Annotated in this window: 16 protein-coding genes; 8 read left to right on the plus strand and 8 right to left on the minus strand. The window is 68.8% G+C overall.

All coding sequences use genetic code 11. The annotated features are described in order from the left end of the window. Positions 1-2 precede the first annotated feature (2 nt). Positions 3-1,382: an amidase family protein gene (locus tag N1F91_RS09685; RefSeq protein WP_289991742.1), complete on the plus strand. Its 1,380-nt coding sequence runs from the start codon at positions 3-5 to the stop codon at positions 1,380-1,382. A gap of 347 nt (positions 1,383-1,729) precedes the next feature. Here N1F91_RS09685 and N1F91_RS09690 read toward each other — a convergent pair whose 3' ends face one another. Further along, the gene (locus tag N1F91_RS09690; RefSeq protein ID WP_289991743.1) at positions 1,730-2,638 is read right to left on the minus strand and encodes a LysR family transcriptional regulator; all 909 of its coding nucleotides are present in this window, start codon (positions 2,636-2,638) and stop codon (positions 1,730-1,732) included. A 128-nt stretch (positions 2,639-2,766) separates the two neighbouring features. On the opposite strand from N1F91_RS09690, the gene N1F91_RS09695 reads away from it, so the two are divergent. After that, entirely contained in the window at positions 2,767-3,096 is a 330-nt protein-coding gene (locus N1F91_RS09695) for a nuclear transport factor 2 family protein (protein WP_289991744.1), read from the plus strand. Next, positions 3,093-3,875: an SDR family oxidoreductase gene (locus tag N1F91_RS09700; RefSeq protein WP_289991745.1), complete on the plus strand. Its 783-nt coding sequence runs from the start codon at positions 3,093-3,095 to the stop codon at positions 3,873-3,875. The genes N1F91_RS09695 and N1F91_RS09700 overlap by 4 nt, the downstream gene beginning before the upstream one ends. Positions 3,876-3,906: 31 nt before the next feature. On the opposite strand, the gene N1F91_RS09705 is transcribed toward N1F91_RS09700, so the two are convergent. Beyond that, on the minus strand, positions 3,907-4,371 hold the full coding sequence (locus N1F91_RS09705; protein WP_289991746.1) for a MarR family transcriptional regulator: 465 nt from the start codon (positions 4,369-4,371) through the stop codon (positions 3,907-3,909). 142 nt (positions 4,372-4,513) lie between these two features. On the opposite strand from N1F91_RS09705, the gene N1F91_RS09710 reads away from it, so the two are divergent. The 5 genes from N1F91_RS09710 (at position 4,514) to N1F91_RS09730 (ending at position 8,699) form a co-directional block, all read left to right on the plus strand. Then, a complete protein-coding gene (locus N1F91_RS09710; RefSeq protein ID WP_289991747.1) occupies positions 4,514-5,305 on the plus strand; it encodes an alpha/beta hydrolase in 792 nt (263 codons plus the stop codon). Between the two features lie 139 nt (positions 5,306-5,444). Further along, positions 5,445-6,638 (plus strand): adenylate/guanylate cyclase domain-containing protein, encoded by a 1,194-nt coding sequence (locus tag N1F91_RS09715; RefSeq protein ID WP_289991748.1) that lies wholly within the window; start codon positions 5,445-5,447, stop codon positions 6,636-6,638. A 33-nt stretch (positions 6,639-6,671) separates the two neighbouring features. After that, positions 6,672-6,959, plus strand: coding sequence for a hypothetical protein (locus N1F91_RS09720; RefSeq protein ID WP_289991749.1), 288 nt, complete (start codon positions 6,672-6,674; stop codon positions 6,957-6,959). A gap of 157 nt (positions 6,960-7,116) precedes the next feature. Continuing rightward, entirely contained in the window at positions 7,117-8,091 is a 975-nt protein-coding gene (locus N1F91_RS09725; protein ID WP_289991750.1) for a DUF3179 domain-containing protein, read from the plus strand. Positions 8,092-8,255: 164 nt separating this feature from the next. Then, entirely contained in the window at positions 8,256-8,699 is a 444-nt protein-coding gene (locus N1F91_RS09730; protein ID WP_289991751.1) for a DUF302 domain-containing protein, read from the plus strand. A 248-nt stretch (positions 8,700-8,947) separates the two neighbouring features. Here the strand turns inward: N1F91_RS09730 and dprA are convergent, their stop codons facing one another. From dprA to N1F91_RS09760, 6 genes are all read right to left on the minus strand, one after another. Beyond that, a complete protein-coding gene (gene dprA / locus N1F91_RS09735; RefSeq protein WP_289991752.1) occupies positions 8,948-10,087 on the minus strand; it encodes a DNA-processing protein DprA in 1,140 nt (379 codons plus the stop codon). After that, the gene (gene plsY / locus N1F91_RS09740; protein ID WP_289991753.1) at positions 10,084-10,698 is read right to left on the minus strand and encodes a glycerol-3-phosphate 1-O-acyltransferase PlsY; all 615 of its coding nucleotides are present in this window, start codon (positions 10,696-10,698) and stop codon (positions 10,084-10,086) included. The genes dprA and plsY overlap by 4 nt, the downstream gene beginning before the upstream one ends. A gap of 40 nt (positions 10,699-10,738) precedes the next feature. After that, positions 10,739-12,028, minus strand: a complete 1,290-nt coding sequence (locus N1F91_RS09745; protein WP_289991957.1) for a dihydroorotase — start codon at positions 12,026-12,028, stop codon at positions 10,739-10,741. A gap of 11 nt (positions 12,029-12,039) precedes the next feature. After that, complete coding sequence (locus tag N1F91_RS09750; protein ID WP_289991754.1) at positions 12,040-13,002, minus strand: aspartate carbamoyltransferase catalytic subunit; 963 nt, start codon at positions 13,000-13,002, stop codon at positions 12,040-12,042. 83 nt (positions 13,003-13,085) lie between these two features. After that, on the minus strand, positions 13,086-14,579 hold the full coding sequence (gene glpK / locus N1F91_RS09755) for a glycerol kinase GlpK (protein ID WP_289991755.1): 1,494 nt from the start codon (positions 14,577-14,579) through the stop codon (positions 13,086-13,088). A gap of 164 nt (positions 14,580-14,743) precedes the next feature. Further along, entirely contained in the window at positions 14,744-15,508 is a 765-nt protein-coding gene (locus N1F91_RS09760) for a DeoR/GlpR family DNA-binding transcription regulator (RefSeq protein WP_289991757.1), read from the minus strand. Positions 15,509-15,591: the final 83 nt, after the last annotated feature.

Here is a 15,591-nt window from a genome sequence, read left to right on the forward strand (position 1 = left end):
CCATGACCGACATTGCCGATCTCACCGCCACCGAACTCGCCGCGCAGTATCGCCGCAAGGCGCTGTCGCCCGTCGAGGTGACCGATGCGGTGCTCGACCGGATGGCGGCACGCGCCGACCTCAACGCCTTCATTACCGTCGCCACGCAGCAAGCGCGTGCCGAAGCGCGCGCCGCTGAAGCCAGCATGATGGCCGGAGAGGATCTTCCGCCGCTGTTCGGCATCCCCTACTCGGTCAAGGACCTGATCAATACGGCGGGCGTGCGCACCACCATGGGCTCGCGCCTGTTCGAAACGAACGTTCCGACCGAGGATGCCGTCGCGGTGGCGCGCGCCCGCAGGGCCGGCGCGATCCTGATCGGCAAGAGCACCACGCCGGAATTCGGCCATGTGCAGTCGCCGACCTCGCCGCTGTTCGGTCGCACGCTCAATCCGATCGATGCCGGCGTCACGCCCGGCGCTTCGAGTTCCGGCGCGGCGGTCGCGGTTGCGGCTGGCATGGGGCCGCTCGCACTCGGCACCGACGGCGGCGGCTCGATCCGCATTCCGGCCGCCTGCTGCGGCGTGGTCGGGTTCAAGCCGACGCTCGGGGTCGTGCCGCACCTGCAGCTGCCCGACCTCTTCGGGGCCAATTCCTACGTCGGGCCGATGGCGCGCACCGTGGCCGACGCCGAACTGTTGTTTGCGGCAATCGCCGGAGCCGATCCGCGCGATCCCTACGGCCAGGCGGCGGTAATGCTGCACGAGCCGGGCAATCCTTCGCTCAAGGGACTGCGGGTCGCCTGGATCGCCCAGGGCGGCGCCCGGGTGGAGGGCGAGGTCGCGACGATCACCGGGCGGGCGGTCCGTGCGATGGAAGCCGAAGGTGCCCGGGTCGAACCGATGGAGATCGACTTCAAGTCCTACGAGGCTGTGTTCCTCACCATTCTGCGTGTCGGGCTGGCCGCCCGCACCGGCCCGATGGTGAAAGGACGCGAAGCGTTCGTGTCGCAATCCCTGCTCGACACCATCGCGCTCGGAACGGCCTGCTCGGCTATCGAACTCGCGCAGGCGACAGCGGCGCGGACCGGACTCTTCCAGGTCGTGCAATCGCTGTTCGCAACCTTCGATCTCGTCGTATCCCCCACACTCACGGCACCGCCACTGCCGATAGAGGTCGATCCGACCGGCGACATCACGATCGACGGCCACAACGAAGGCACGGTGCGCGGCGCCTGGTATCCCTTCACCTTCCCGCAGAACCTGACGGGCCACCCGGCGATCTCGCTGCCTTGCGGCCGGACGTCGAAGGGACTGCCCGTCGGCCTGCAGCTCTGCGCGCCATGGTATCGCGACCGAGCGCTGCTGAGGATCGCTTCGACCATCGAGGCGATGTTCGGCTGACCGGGCGATCTGATCGGGCACGACAGACGGCCCCTTCCCCGCCACAGCGAGAGCGGGTCCGCGGCGGTGATTATCCGCTTGGACAAGGGAGCCATGAGCCTTCAGGGCTGCCGTGCGAGGCGGGAATCTTGACCGGGGCCCCTATCGGTCGCCCTGGCCGGCTAAACAATGTGAGTTCCGGAAGGAGTCCGCACCGGCCGCGGCATCGACCTTGTCGCCATGGCGGGAAGCAGGATCATGCATTCCTTGTCCGCCCCCGCAGTGCAGCCGTCGTCACGAATTCATACTCGACGGTCGAGGCGGCCTGATCAGACTTTCGCCGAAGCACACCACCGACGTCGCATTCCTCATCCCCGTGTCGCTGCCTTGCCCATCTCCCGCGCCATGTCGATGAAGGCGCGGAAGGCGGCGGAAGGGTTCTTGCGGCCAGGGTAATAGAGGCAGAGCGGGACGGTCGGAGGCGTCCAGTCCAGCAGGACGCGTTCGAGCCTCCCCGCGGCGACGTCGTCGCGGACGTCCGCTTCCATGAAGAAGCCGATGCCGACCCCGTCGAGAACGGCGATCCGGGACAGAGAAGACTCGTCGAGGGTGATCGGTCCGGCAACGTCGATCTGGACCGGATTGCCATCCTTCTCGAAGTGCCAGCGATAGGGTGCGCCGTCGGGCAGGCGGATGCGGATGCAGGAGTGGCCGAGCAGATCCGGGGGCACGCGCGGCCGGCCATGAGCGTCGAAGTAGGACGGGGTGCCGACGACGGCGAAGCTGCGCGGGACGCCGACGGGAACCGCGATCATGTCGCTCGGCACGAGATCCGCGGTGCGCAGCCCCAGGTCGAACCCTTCGGCGACGATGTCGACGATCCGTCCTTCCGTGACGAGATCGACATGCACCTGCGGGTGCCGCCGCAGGAACGGCAGGACCAGCGGCGCCAGAACTTCGCGGGCCCCGCTCGCGAAGGCGTTGATGCGCAACGTTCCCGACGGCGTGTCCTGCTGTGACCGCACCGCCGCCATCGCGTCCTGGATGTCCCGGAGTGCCGGCGCCACCTGATCGACGAAGGTACGTCCGGCATCGGTCAGCGAGACGCTGCGCGTGGTGCGGTTGAACAGGCGCACGCCGAGCTGCCGCTCGACCTTGGCGATCAGGTTGCTCAGCGCCGTCGTCGACAGGCCGAGTTCGAGTGCTGCCGCGCGGAACGAGCCCCGCGCCGCTACGGCAAGGACAGCTTCCAGCTCGACGAGACCGTGGCGTGGCATAATCCCGATTTCTGCACTGTGACGTCCAGCTTTGTCTCAATTATCGCGATGGCCGTCCAGCCTTATGTTGCAGCCATCGACGGACAGCCGTGCAAGGCACCGGCCGATGCAAGAGACGGAGATGACGGATGAATATCGAGTTCCCCAGGCCGATCGCGGCCTATTTCGAAGCAGACCGGAGCCGGGACGCCGATGCGGTCGCCGCCTGCTTCGGCGACACAGGCGTCGTGAAGGACGAACGTCGGACGCATGCCGGCCGGGAGGCGATCCGCCGCTGGAAGGCGCAGGCGTCGACGGCCTATTCCTACACGGTCGAGCCCTTTGCGCTGTCGCAGGACGACGGCCGCATGGTCGTGACCGGTCGGATCGCGGGCAATTTCCCCGGCAGCCCGGTCGATCTGCGCTACGTGTTCACGCTGGACGGCGACCGGATCGCCGCGCTGGAGATCGTGCCATGACCCCGTTCGTCACGCTCGAAGGCAAGCGCGCGCTCGTCACGTCCGGAACACGCGGCGCGGGCGCCGCAACGGTGCGGCTGTTTCGCGACCTCGGCGCCGCGGTCATGACCAGCGCGCGCAGCCGGCCGGACACGCTCAACGACGGCATCGGCTTCGTCGCCGCGGACCTGACCTCGGCCGAAGGTTGCGAGACGCTTGCAGCCGCGGTGCAGGACCGCTGGGGCGGCGTGGACATCGTCGTCCACATGCTCGGCGGTTCGTCGGCTCCGGCCGGAGGGTTCGCAGCGCTCGGCGACGGCGAATGGCGCCGGGAACTCGATCTCAACCTGATGCCTGCCGTGCGGCTCGATCGCGCGCTGGCGCCCGGCATGGTCGCGACCGGCGGCGGCGTGATCATCCACGTCACCTCCATCCAGCGCACCCTGCCGCTGCCGGAGGCGACGACGGCCTATGCGGCGGCGAAGGCAGCACTTTCCACCTACAGCAAGGCACTGTCGAAGGAGGTGTCGCCCAAGGGCGTCCGCGTCGTCCGCGTCTCGCCCGGATGGATCGAGACGGAAGCGGCGGTCCACCTCGCCGAACGCGTGGGCGCAGAAGCCGGCGCCGATGCCGAAGAGGGCAAGCGCCGGATCATGGCCGCGCTCGGCGGGATTCCGCTCGGCCGCCCGTCGAGCCCTGCGGAAGTCGCCAGCCTGATCGCGTTTCTCGCTTCCGATCGCGCCGCCAGCATCACGGGGACGGAATTCGTGATCGACGGCGGCACGATCCCGACCGCCTAGACACCTCGGGGCCGGTCGGGCGGCTCGCTATTCAGCCTGCCACGCTCCAGTCGCCGGACCGCGCATAGATGGCGTCACGGAGCCCGCGCAGGTCGGAGGCGATCGCATTCAGATGCGCCGGTTCCTGCCCGGACGTCGACAGCAGGGCATCGGCAAGGCAGCCCGCACGCGAACGCAGGTCGCGCCCGGCATCGGTCAGCGCGACGACGACCTGGCGCTCGTTTTCGGGATTGCGGGCGCGGCGCACGAGGCCTGCCGTCTCCAGACGCTTGAGCAAGGGCGTCAGCGTGCTCGATTCCAGCGCCAGCGCGTCGGCGATCCGGCCGACGGTCTGGGAGTCCTCGCGCCACAGGACATTGAGCACGAGGTACTGGGGATAGGTCAGCCCCAGTTCGTCGAGGAGCGGCTTGTAGACGCGCTGGACGGCCATTCCGGCCGAATAGATGGCGTAGCAGAGCTGCTGGTCGAGCGGCAGCGGCGGGTTGGGCTTGGGCATCGGGGACCTCCTTCGATACGTCCGTAGCGCATCCGATCGCAAAAAGGAATATCGCGATAAGAATTATGCTGGACAGGTCCCCGCTCGCCTGCTAGTTCTTTTATCGCAATAAACGTTATCACCACATATAAAGGAGCTCACCATGTCCACCACCACCCGCCTTCTCGCAGCGACGGCCGCGGCCTTCGGAATGGCCGCCGCCGGCGCCGCCTACGCGGCCGACCGCATCCCGGACGCGCAGCAGACCCGCAACGTCGTCCTCGTCCATGGCGCCTTCGCGGACGGCTCCGGCTGGCGCGGCGTCTACGACCGGCTCACCGCCCGCGGCTACAAGGTCACGATCGTGCAGAACCCGCTGACATCGCTCGAAGACGACGTCGCCGCGACGAAGCGGGCGCTCGACCGCCAGGACGGGCCGGTCGTCCTGGTCGGCCACAGCTGGGGCGGAACGGTGATAACCGAGGCGGGGGGCCATCCGCAGGTCCGCAGCCTGGTCTACGTCTCCGCGCTGTCGCCGGACGCCGGCGAGACCACCGCGCAGCAGTATGACGGCTTCACCACCCCGCCCGAATTCGTCCTCGACATCGGCGCGGACGGCTTCGGCTTCATCAGGCCGGAAGCCTTCGCCGCAGGGTTTGCCGCCGACGCCAGCGAGGCCGATGCGGCCTTCCTGCGGGATTCGCAGGTGCCGATCGCCATGTCCTCCTTCGGCACGACGCTCGCCAACGCCGCATGGCGGCAGAAGCCGAGCTGGGCGGTGATCGCGACCGACGACAAGGCCTTCGACCAGAAGATGCTGCACGCGATGGCCGAGAGGATCGGCGCGACGGTGACGGAAGTCGCCGCCAGCCACGCCGTGTTCATGACGCAGCCGGACGTCGTGGCAGACGTCATCGACGAGGCGGCGCGGGGCGCCGATCAGGCCGCGCGCTGATTGGGCCGGGCCTCGGCCCCGGCGACTGATGAACCTGATCCGGCGCGGACGCCCCGCGCCGGACGGATCAGGGCTCGGCCGCTAGCCGGCCAAGCCGCCGGCTCCCGATAAAAAAAAGACGATCGAAAGGAACCAGACCATGCTTGCCACCACGCAGTTCGAACCCGTTGCCGAGCACTCCGGCGTCGATACGCGCCAGGTCGATCTCCTCATCGCCTGGCTGACCGACGGCGCACGGTCGGCAACGAGCACGCAGTCCTTCGTCGAGGAGCTGTGCCGGCGGCTGGTCGCCGCCGGCCTTCCGCTCGACCGCTTCGGCCTCTTCATCAACACGCTGCATCCCAACGTCGCCGCCCGCCGGTTCCTGTGGACCGGGGCCGAGGGCGTCACGATGCAGGAAGGGCCGATCAGCCTGTTCTCGCAGGACCAGTACCTGAAGAACCCGCTTCCCCTGGTCACCGCGCGCCAGACGTCGGTCCGGCGCATGCTGACCAGCCCGGCCGCACTGAGCGAATTCACCATCCTGGGCGAACTTCGCGACGAGGGCTTCACCGACTACCTCGCCCAGCCGCTGATCTTCACGACCGGAGAAACGCATGCGGCGACCTTCTCGACCAGGCATCCGGCCGGCTTCTCCGCCGAGCATCTCGCCGCGCTGGAGCGGGTGCGCCAGCCGCTCGCGCGGATCGTGGAGGCCCATCTGCTCAGGATGAACGCCGCCTGCATCATCTCGACCTATGCCGGTCGCGGCAGCGGGATGCAGATCCTGCAGGGTCGCGTCCACCGCGGCGATGGCGAGGAGATCGCTGCTGCCATCCTCTTCGCCGACCTGATCGGCTTCACCGACCTGTCGAACACCCTGACCGGCCAGCAGATGGTGGAGACGCTCAACGACGCCTTCGACGTCGTCGTGCCCCTGGTCGCGGCGAATGGCGGGGAAATCCTGAAATTCCTCGGCGACGGCTTCTTCGCCATCTTCCCCTACGACGAGGACCGGCGGATCGACGCCGCGGTGCGGTCTGCGCGCCAGACCATCATGGAAAGCGAGGAGAGGCTCGCCGAAGCGCCGGTCGGCAAGGAGGTCGCCTTCCGCTGGGCGCTGCATGCCGGCCGCTTCCACTACGGCAACATCGGCGGCGCCGGCCGGCTCGACTTCACCGCCATCGGCAGGCCCGTCAGCTATGCGGCGCGGCTGCTTTCGGCCGCCTCGGACCTGTCGCTCAGGCACGTCGCCTCAGCAGCTGTCGCGGAGTACCTGTGCACGGCACCGCAGGTCACGGCCGAGGTGGAGTTCAAGGGGTTTGCGGGCAGGCAGAAAATCTACTCCTGCTGAAGGGAAAGCCGCGGTCGCCGCAGCCGGTTCAGGGTGGCGGGCGCGCCGGGAAACGGGCGCCGGCTCCTGCATCTCGTCACTCCATCCGGCCCGGCACGATCCGCGGTCAGTTGCGTCGCCGGGCTGACGGCGCTTTCCTTATGGCGCTTCGCGCTCGCCACGCGGCTCGGCGTGATACCGATCAGCTTCCTCTTCGCGTTCTTCGGCGACGAGTTCGTGTTGGGCGGTCCAGCCGGAATGATCGCGATCGCCGCCCCGATCGGGGGCATGACACTCCTGCCGATCGGGCTGAGGCTTCTGTGGAGCCGATACAGGCGCTGAATCGCCTTGGCGGACCGAAAACCGTCGGATCGGCCGGATCGCGAAACTTCCCCGTTGTGCCTTGCGGCCACGGCCGACGAACGGAAGGGTGATTGGACCGTGAAGTGCGAGGATGCTCCCATGCGACCCCAAACGGATCAAGACCGGGAGGCGTGACGTGCGATCCCTGATCGGAACCCTGCTGCTGGCCGCCTGCGTCATCGTCGGCCAGGGCACCGCCCGGGCCGCCCCCCAGGACTGGACGAGCGAAGGCTGGAAGACGGACTTCACGCGCATGTCGGTGCCGGCAGAGGACATCCTATCGGGCGGTCCGCCGCGCGACGGCATTCCCTCGATCGACGATCCGGCCTTCCTGCCCGCGGCGCAGGTGACCGGAGTGGCCGATCGCGAGCCGGTCATCCAGTTCGGCATCGGCGCGGACGTGCGGGCCTATCCGCTGCGCGTCCTGACCTGGCACGAGATCGCCAACGACGTCGTGGGCGACCGGCCCGTCGCCGTAACCTACTGCCCGCTCTGCAATGCCGCGATCGTCTTCGACCGCATGCTCGGCGGACGCGTGCTCGAATTCGGCACGACAGGCAAGCTGCGCAACTCCGACCTGGTCATGTACGACCGGCAGACCGAGAGCTGGTGGCAACAGTTCACGGGCGAGGCGATCGCAGGCGACCTGACCGGGCAGGAGCTCAGGATCCTGCCGTCGCGCATCGTCGCTTTCGGTGCGTTCCGGGCAGCCCATCCACGGGGACCGGTGCTGGTTCCCAACGATCCGGGCTTTCGCGATTACGGCCGCAATCCCTATGCCAGCTACGACATGGCAACCGTGCCGTTCCTCTACAGAGGCGAGCTCCCCGACGGCATTCCGGCCATGGCCAGGGTGGTGGTGGTCCGAACCGTCGGCGTTCCCCTCGTCGTCACGCTCGAATCGGTTCGATCGAACGGCTACGAGAAGGACGGCTACCGGATCGTCTTCGAGGGCGGCGTGGCGTCGGCGCTGGACGCCTCGCGGATCGCCGACGGGCGCGACGTCGGCACGGTGCGCGTCACGAAGGACGGCCAGGACGTCGCCCACGACATCACCTTCGCCTTCGTCGCCCACGCCTTCCATCCGGAGGCAGGCATCGTCGACGAGTAGGTGCGTTCCTTTCGTGGCTGTGCAGGGCTGCGCCCGCACGATCGGTGCGATCCGTCATCGGGGTCCTGCCGCAACGAAGTCGTGAACCGTCGTGACATGCGCAATCGGAACGATCACAGGCGACAGCGGCTTTCGGTCCGCAACGGAGCAACAGGAGCCCCAGCATGAAGATCCTATTCGCAGGCGCGGCTTTTGCCGCCATGGTTCTGACGGCGAACGCGCAGGACCTCGTCCAGCGCGACAGTGCGTTCAGCGTCCCGGAGACGGCCGATCGTCTCGTCGCGGCGGCGGAAGGCGCCGGCGCAACCGTCTTCGCGCGGATCGACCATGCCAAGGGCGCGCGATCGATCGACGCCGAACTCGATGACATGCAGGTTGTGATCTTCGGCAACCCGGCGATCGGCACGCCGATCATCGCCGCTGCGCCGACGGCCGGCCTCGACCTCCCCTTGCGCGTCCTCATCTACGACGACGGCGGCCAGACCCGCATCGCCTACGAGGATCCCCGCACGTTGCGCGATCGGCGCAATGTGGACGGCGCGGACGAGGCGTTCGGGGCGATGACGAAGGCGCTGGAGCGGCTGACGACCCGCGCCGCGACCGAGTAGATCCAGCACTGGTGCCAAAACCAACGCCGGGGCCGAAGGAGACGTAGCCGGCCACTAGGTACCCGGCCTTCTCCGTCCCGGCTTCCGAATCTGAGCGACCGACCGACGGCTCGACCCGAACCCGGCAAAGCGGCCAGTTTCCTGAAACGGCCCGCTCGCATCGCAGCCTTCGTTCAGTCCTACGGCAGCACCTCGACGGCTGCATCGATCTGCGCCTGACCTTGCCGTTTGGAGCGTCCCCTCCCCGCTCAATCCCCGAACAGCAGCGACACCTTGCCCCCTGCATGCCGCTCCAGGCGGCCGGCGAGGTCGAGTTCCAGCAGCACCATGAACACCTGCGCGGGGTGCAGGCCGGTGTGGCGGATGATTTCGTCGATGGCGGTGGGGGTGGTGCCGAGGCATTCGACGACGCGGGCGCGGTCGCCGTCGTCGGGCTGGCGCGTGGCGGTGAAGTCGGGCGGCTCTTCCAGCGAGGTCGCCGGCGGCAGCGGCGCGCCGATCAGCGGCGCCAGCTGTTCGAGGATGTCGCGGGCTTCCGTGACCAGCGTCGCGCCGTCCTTGAGCAGCCCGTTGGTGCCGGCCGCGCGCGGATCGAGCGGCGAGCCGGGGACGGCGAAGACCAGCCGGCCCATCTCGGCCGCCAGCCGCGCCGAGATCAGCGAGCCGGAGCGCAGGGCGGCCTCGACCACGACGAGGCCGTGCGACAGGCCGGCGATGATGCGGTTGCGGCGCGGAAAGTCGCGCGCCCGCGGCTCCCAGCCGAGCGGCATCTCGGAGATCGCGGCGCCGCCGCGGCGGGTGATCTCGGCGAGCAGCGGCAGGTTCTCGGGCGGATAGGGCCGGTCGATGCCGCCGGCCAGCACCGCGATCGTGCCGGTTCCGAGGCTGCCCTCGTGGGCGGCGGTGTCGATGCCGCGCGCGAGGCCCGAGACCACCGCATAGCCCTCGCGGCCGAGTTCGGCGGCAAAGCTGCGGGCGATCTTGATGCCGGCGAGCGATGCGTTGCGGGCGCCGACGATCGCCACCGGCGGCAGCTGGAACACCGCCGGCTCGCCCAGCACCGTCACCAGCGGCGGCGGCAGGTCCATCATCCGTAGGAGCGGCGGATAGTCCGGCTCGCCGAGCGCGATCAGCCGCGCGCCGAGCCGGGCCAGCGCGTCGAGTTCGGCCTCAGCCTCCTCGACGCTGCAGATGCGCGGCAGGCGCTGGGCGCCGCCCGCGCGGATCAGTTCCGGCAGGCGCTCGATGGCCTTCTCGGCCGAACCGAAGCGGTTGATCAGGTCGCGGAAGGTCGCCGGGCCGACATTGTCGGTGCGGATCAGGCGCAGCCAGTGGAGCCGCTGCCGGTCTCCGAGCAGCCGGGGCCCAGAGACCGGCCCGGGGGTCATCCCTTGGCCCCGATCCGCGATTCGGTTCCCGACAGGAGCCGGCGGATGTTGGCGCGGTGCTTGACGAAGACGATGAGGCTCAGGAGCACGAAGAGTTCCGCTGCCCGGCCGAAGCCGAGGATGTAGAGCGCCACCGGCACGGCGACGGCCGCGACCAGGGCGGCGAGCGAGGAGTAGCGGGTGAGGAAGGCGACCGCGAGCCAGGCGGCGGCAAAGACCAGAGCGCCCTGCCAGGCCACCGCGACCAGCACGCCGAGATAGGTCGCCACCCCCTTGCCGCCCCTGAAGCCGAGCCAGACCGGGTAGAGATGGCCGAGGAAGGCGCCGAGGCCGGCGATCAGCGCGTGGTCGGGCCCGATCAGGCCGGCGAGAAGCACGGCCGCCGTGCCCTTCAGCGCGTCGAGCAGCAGCGTCGCCGCGGCGAGCTTCCTGTTGCCGGTGCGCAGGACGTTGGTGGCGCCGATGTTGCCGGAGCCGATCTTGCGCACGTCGCCCAGGCCCGCCGCCCGGGTGAGCAGCAGCCCGAAGGGAATGGAGCCGAGGAGATAGCCGAAGACGAGGGCGGCGAGGAGCGTGGGCAGGGCGAGCTGCCAGCTGTTCGGATCGGGCATCGGCACTCCTGCGCCGGCCGAGGGCGACCCTCGCCGGCCTCTATGCTGCGGTGAAGATTGTGCGGCCCGCCACCAGCGTTTGCAAGACCCGGCCCTGCAGCCGCGCGCCTTCGAAACAGGTGTTTTTCGACCGCGAGCGGATCCCGGCCTCGCGCACCACCCAGGGCTCGTCGAGATCGACGAGGATCAGGTCCGCCGGGCTGCCGGGCCTGAGCGTGCCGCCCGGCAGGCCGAAGAGCTTCGCGGGGGCCGTGGAGAGCAGTTCGACCAGACGCAGCAGCGGCACGTCGCCATTGTGGTGCAGCCGGAGCGCGACCGAAAGCAGCGTCTCCAGCCCGATCGCGCCGTCGGCGGCATCGGCGAAGGGCAGCCGCTTGGTGTCGACGTCCTGCGGGTCGTGCGAGGAGACGATGATGTCGATCGTGCCGTCGCGCACGGCCTCCACCATGGCCAGCCTGTCCTCCTCCGCGCGCAGCGGCGGCGACAGGCGGAAGAAGGTGCGGTACTCGCCGACGTCGTTCTCGTTGAGAGACAGATGGTTGATCGAGATGCCGGCGGTCACCCTGGCGCCGTCGTTCTTGGCCCGGGCCACCGCGCCGGCCGACAGCGAGGTCGAGATCTTGGCGGCGTGGTAGGCGCTGCGGGTCAGGCGCGCGAGCAAAAGGTCGCGCTCGAGCGGGATAGCCTCGGCCTCGCGCGGGATGCCGGGCAGGCCGAGCCAGCTTGCGAACAGCCCCTCGTTCATGACGCCCGCGCCCGCGAGATCGGCGTCCTGCGTCTCGTTGGCGACGACCGCGCCGAAATCGCGCGCATAGGTCAGCGCCCGGCGCATGACCAGCGGGCTGCGGATGGAGTTGCGCCCGTCGGTAAAGGCCACCGCGCCGGCTTCGCGCATCAGGCCGAACTCGGTGAGTTCCTGGCCTTCGAGATGACGCGTGACGGCGGCGGCCGGATGGATGTTGATCGCGGCCGTGTCGCGCGCGGTGCGCAGCACGAACTCGACCAGCGACACCTCGTCGATGATCGGGTTGGTGTCGGGCATCATGACCAGCGAGGTGACGCCGCCGGCCGCGGCCGCAGCACTGGCGGACGCGATGGTCTCGCGGTGCTCGCCGCCCGGCTCGCCGATGAAGACGCGGCCGTCGACGAGGCCGGGCAGCACCGCCCTGCCCCGGCAATCGATCACGGTCGCACCCTCCGGCACGCCCTGGTTCAGGGCGGAGGCGCCGGCGGCGGCGATCGCGCCGTCGACGACGATCACCGTGCCGCGCTCGTCCAGCCCGCGCGCGGGATCGACCACGCGCGCATTGGCAAAGACCGTGGTGCCGATCGCGGGCGCCCTCATGCGCGGCCCTCCGGATCGCGGCGCGGATCGAGCAGTGCTTCCATCACGGCCATGCGAACCGCCACGCCCATCTCCACCTGTTCCTGGATGACGCTCTGCGGCCCGTCGGCGATCTCCGACGCGATCTCCACGCCGCGGTTCATCGGGCCTGGATGCATCACCAGCGCGCCGTCGTTGGCAGCCTTCAGCTTCTCGGCATCGAGGCCGAAATAGCGGAAATACTCGCGCACCGACGGCACCATGGCACCGGTCATGCGCTCGCGCTGCAGCCTGAGCATCATGACGACGTCGACGCCCTTCAGCCCCTCGGCCATCGAATTGTAGACGGTCACGCCCATGTCGCGGATGCCGGACGGCAGCAGCGTCGAAGGCGCCACGACCCGTACCGCAGCCCCCAGCGCGTTGAGCAGGATGATGTTCGACCGCGCCACGCGCGAATGCAGGATGTCGCCGCAGATCGCCACGGTCAACCGGCCGATCTGCCCCTTCGCACGTCGGATGGTCAGCGCGTCGAGCAGCGCCTGGGTCGGGTGCTCATGCGCGCCGTCGCCGGCATTGACCACCGAGCAGCCGACCTTCTGGGCAAGCAGCGCGGCGGCCCCGGCCGAGGAATGCCGGATGATCAGGATGTCGGGCCGCATGGCGTTGAGCGTCATGGCGGTGTCGATCAGCGTCTCGCCCTTCTTCACCGACGAACTCGCCACCGACATGTTCATGACGTCGGCGCCGAGCCGCTTTCCCGCGAGTTCGAAGGAGGACTGGGTGCGGGTGGAGGCCTCGTAGAAGAGGTTGATCTGCGTGCGGCCGCGCAGCGTCGACGTCTTCTTCTCGGGCTGGCGCGAGATCGCCACCGCCTTCTCGGCCCGGTCGAGCAACAGCTCGATGTCGCCCGGCGACAGGTCCTTGATGCCGAGCAGATGCCGGTGCGGATAGATCGGGAAGGCCGGGTCAGATGTCATGTCGAGACGGTCTCATAGGGCCATGCGCCTGCCCCCGCAAGCGCTGCGGAACGGGCGGCGACATTCTCCCCAGTCGAATTCCGTCAGGTCGTCGACAGCGTCCGCCGCACCGCGTCCTTCCAGCCCCTGACCTTGCGCTTGCGCTCGGCGGCGTCCATCGCCGGCTCGAAGCGGCGGTCGAGCGCCCACTGGCGCGAGAATTCCTTCGCATCCGGCCAGACGCCGGCCTTCGAGCCCGCGAGCCAGGCGGCACCCAGCGCGGTGGTCTCGAGGATTTTCGGCCGGTCGACCGGCGCGTCGATGATGTCGGCCAGCCGCTGCATCGCCCAATTCGAGGCGACCATGCCGCCGTCGACCCGCAGCACCGTGCTCGCCGCGACGCCCCTCGCGTCCTTGCCCATCGCGTCGAGCAGGTCGCGGGTCTGGAAGGCGACCGATTCGAGCGCAGCGCGGGCGAATTCCGCCGGCCCCGTATTGCGGGTCAGCCCGAACATCGCGCCGCGCGCGTCCGGATCCCAGTGCGGCGCGCCAAGCCCCACGAAGGCCGGCACCAGATAGACCTCCTGGCCGTCGTCGGCCTGTGCGGCCAGTTCGCCGCTGTGCTCGGCCTTGCCGATCACCTTGATGCCGTCGCGCAGCCACTGCACCGCGGCACCCGCCACGAAGATCGAGCCTTCCAGCGCATAGGTCGTCCGGCCGTCGAGCCTGTAGGCGATCGTCGAGAGCAGCCGGTTCTTGGAGCGGACGAGGTCCTCACCGGTGTTGAGCACGGCAAAGCAGCCCGTGCCGTAGGTCGACTTGATCATGCCGGGCGCAAAGCAGGCCTGGCCGATGGTGGCCGCCTGCTGGTCGCCGGCGACGCCGAGGATCGGGATCGCCGCGCCGAACAGCGCGGGATCGGTCGCGCCGAAATCGTCGGCGCAGTCCTTCACCTGCGGCAGCATGGCGGCCGGGATGTCGAGGATCTTCAGGAGCTCGGCGTCCCAGCGGTTCTTCGCGATGTTGTAGACCAGGGTGCGGGAGGCGTTGGTGGCGTCGGTGACGTGGCTTGCCCCGCCTGTCAGCCGCCAGATGAGAAAGCTGTCGATCGTGCCGGCGAGCAGTTCGCCCTTCTCGGCGCGCTTGCGGGCGCCCTTCACGGTGTCGAGCAGCCAGGCGAGCTTGGTGCCGGAAAAATAGGGATCGAGCAGCAGGCCGGTCTTCTTGGAAAAGATCTTCTCGTGGCCGGCCTTCTTGAGCTTCTGGCACATCGCCGCCGTGCGCCGGTCCTGCCAGACGATGGCGTTGTGGATCGGCGCGCCGGTCGCCTTGTCCCACACCACCACCGTTTCGCGCTGGTTGGTGATGCCGATGGCGGCGATGTCGCTCGCCGTCAGCTTCGCCTTCTTCAGCGCGCTCTTCACGGTGGACACCACGCTGTCCCAGATCGCCTCCGGATCGTGCTCCACCCAGCCGGAGGCCGGGTAGATCTGCGGGAACTCCTGCTGGCCGACGGCCACGACCGTCATGTCGGCGTCGAAGACGATCGCCCGCGACGAGGTGGTGCCCTGGTCGATCGCCAGGATGAAGGAACCCATGTCGTCATGCCTCCCTGACACGTCGCGGGAGACTGCCGGTCTCCCGCTGCTCGGGCCGCGGCCGGCAGTGCGCTCATCGCGACCCGTCCGCCCCTCCCCGGCAGATGACTAAAGTGAAAACCAATCGAATGTCAAACGCGCGCAAAGGAACCGCGCTCTGCCGGCTACCTCCCGGTCTCGATCAGCCGCACCTCCGCCTCGGCGCAGATCGCGCGGATCGGCTCGACGTCGCAGCGGTCGGTGATGAAGGTGTTGACCTGCGACAGGTGGCCGATCCTGACCGGCGCCGTGCGTTCGAACTTGGTACCGTCGGCCACCAGGATCACGTGCCGCGCATTGGCGATGATCGCCTGCGCCACCTTCACCTCGCGGAAGTCGAAGTCCAGCAGCGCGCCGTCGTGATCGATCGCCGAGGCGCCGATGACGGCATAGTCGACCTTGAACTGACGGATGAAGTCGACCGCCGCCTCGCCGACGATGCCGCCGTCGGAGCCGCGCACCACGCCGCCGGCGATCACCACTTCGATCGAGGGGTAGATCCGCATCCGGTTCGCGACGTTGATGTTGTTGGTGATGACCATCAGGCCATTGTGGTCGAGCAGCGCCTTCGACACCGACTCGGTGGTCGTTCCGATGTTGATGAACAGCGAGGCATTGTCGGGGATCAGTCGCGCCGCCGCCCGGCCGATCGCCTCCTTCTCGTCTGCCGCGATCTTGCGCCGCGCCTCGTACTCCATGTTCTCGATGCCGGAGGGAAACAGCGCGCCGCCATGCACGCGCGTCAGCAGACGCTGGTCGCACAGGTCGTTCAGGTCCTTGCGGATGGTCTGCGGCGTGACCCCGAAATGCTGCGCGAGGTCCTCGACGAGGACGCGCCCCTGTTCCTTCGCCATCTCGATGATGGCCGAATGCCGCGGCGACAGGAACATGCTCCCCCCTTCTTTCGTTTTATTTTCCTCTACAGAAAAACGAAAGCGGCGCCTTGGCAAGCGATTTCTCGTGCCCGTCCAGT

The sequence above is a fragment of the Aquibium sp. ELW1220 genome (genome assembly GCF_030398385.1).
Taxonomy (GTDB): Bacteria; Pseudomonadota; Alphaproteobacteria; order Rhizobiales; family Rhizobiaceae; genus Aquibium.

Coding starts and splice junctions, on each gene's coding strand:
- N1F91_RS09685 (WP_289991742.1), top strand. CDS start 3: ATGACCGACATTGCCGATCTCACCGCCACCGAACTCGCCGCGCAGTAT.
- N1F91_RS09690 (WP_289991743.1), bottom strand. CDS start 2,638: ATGCCACGCCACGGTCTCGTCGAGCTGGAAGCTGTCCTTGCCGTAGCG.
- N1F91_RS09695 (WP_289991744.1), top strand. CDS start 2,767: ATGAATATCGAGTTCCCCAGGCCGATCGCGGCCTATTTCGAAGCAGAC.
- N1F91_RS09700 (WP_289991745.1), top strand. CDS start 3,093: ATGACCCCGTTCGTCACGCTCGAAGGCAAGCGCGCGCTCGTCACGTCC.
- N1F91_RS09705 (WP_289991746.1), bottom strand. CDS start 4,371: ATGCCCAAGCCCAACCCGCCGCTGCCGCTCGACCAGCAGCTCTGCTAC.
- N1F91_RS09710 (WP_289991747.1), top strand. CDS start 4,514: ATGTCCACCACCACCCGCCTTCTCGCAGCGACGGCCGCGGCCTTCGGA.
- N1F91_RS09715 (WP_289991748.1), top strand. CDS start 5,445: ATGCTTGCCACCACGCAGTTCGAACCCGTTGCCGAGCACTCCGGCGTC.
- N1F91_RS09730 (WP_289991751.1), top strand. CDS start 8,256: ATGAAGATCCTATTCGCAGGCGCGGCTTTTGCCGCCATGGTTCTGACG.
- dprA (WP_289991752.1), bottom strand. CDS start 10,087: ATGACCCCCGGGCCGGTCTCTGGGCCCCGGCTGCTCGGAGACCGGCAG.
- plsY (WP_289991753.1), bottom strand. CDS start 10,698: ATGCCCGATCCGAACAGCTGGCAGCTCGCCCTGCCCACGCTCCTCGCC.
- N1F91_RS09750 (WP_289991754.1), bottom strand. CDS start 13,002: ATGACATCTGACCCGGCCTTCCCGATCTATCCGCACCGGCATCTGCTC.
- glpK (WP_289991755.1), bottom strand. CDS start 14,579: ATGGGTTCCTTCATCCTGGCGATCGACCAGGGCACCACCTCGTCGCGG.
- N1F91_RS09760 (WP_289991757.1), bottom strand. CDS start 15,508: ATGTTCCTGTCGCCGCGGCATTCGGCCATCATCGAGATGGCGAAGGAA.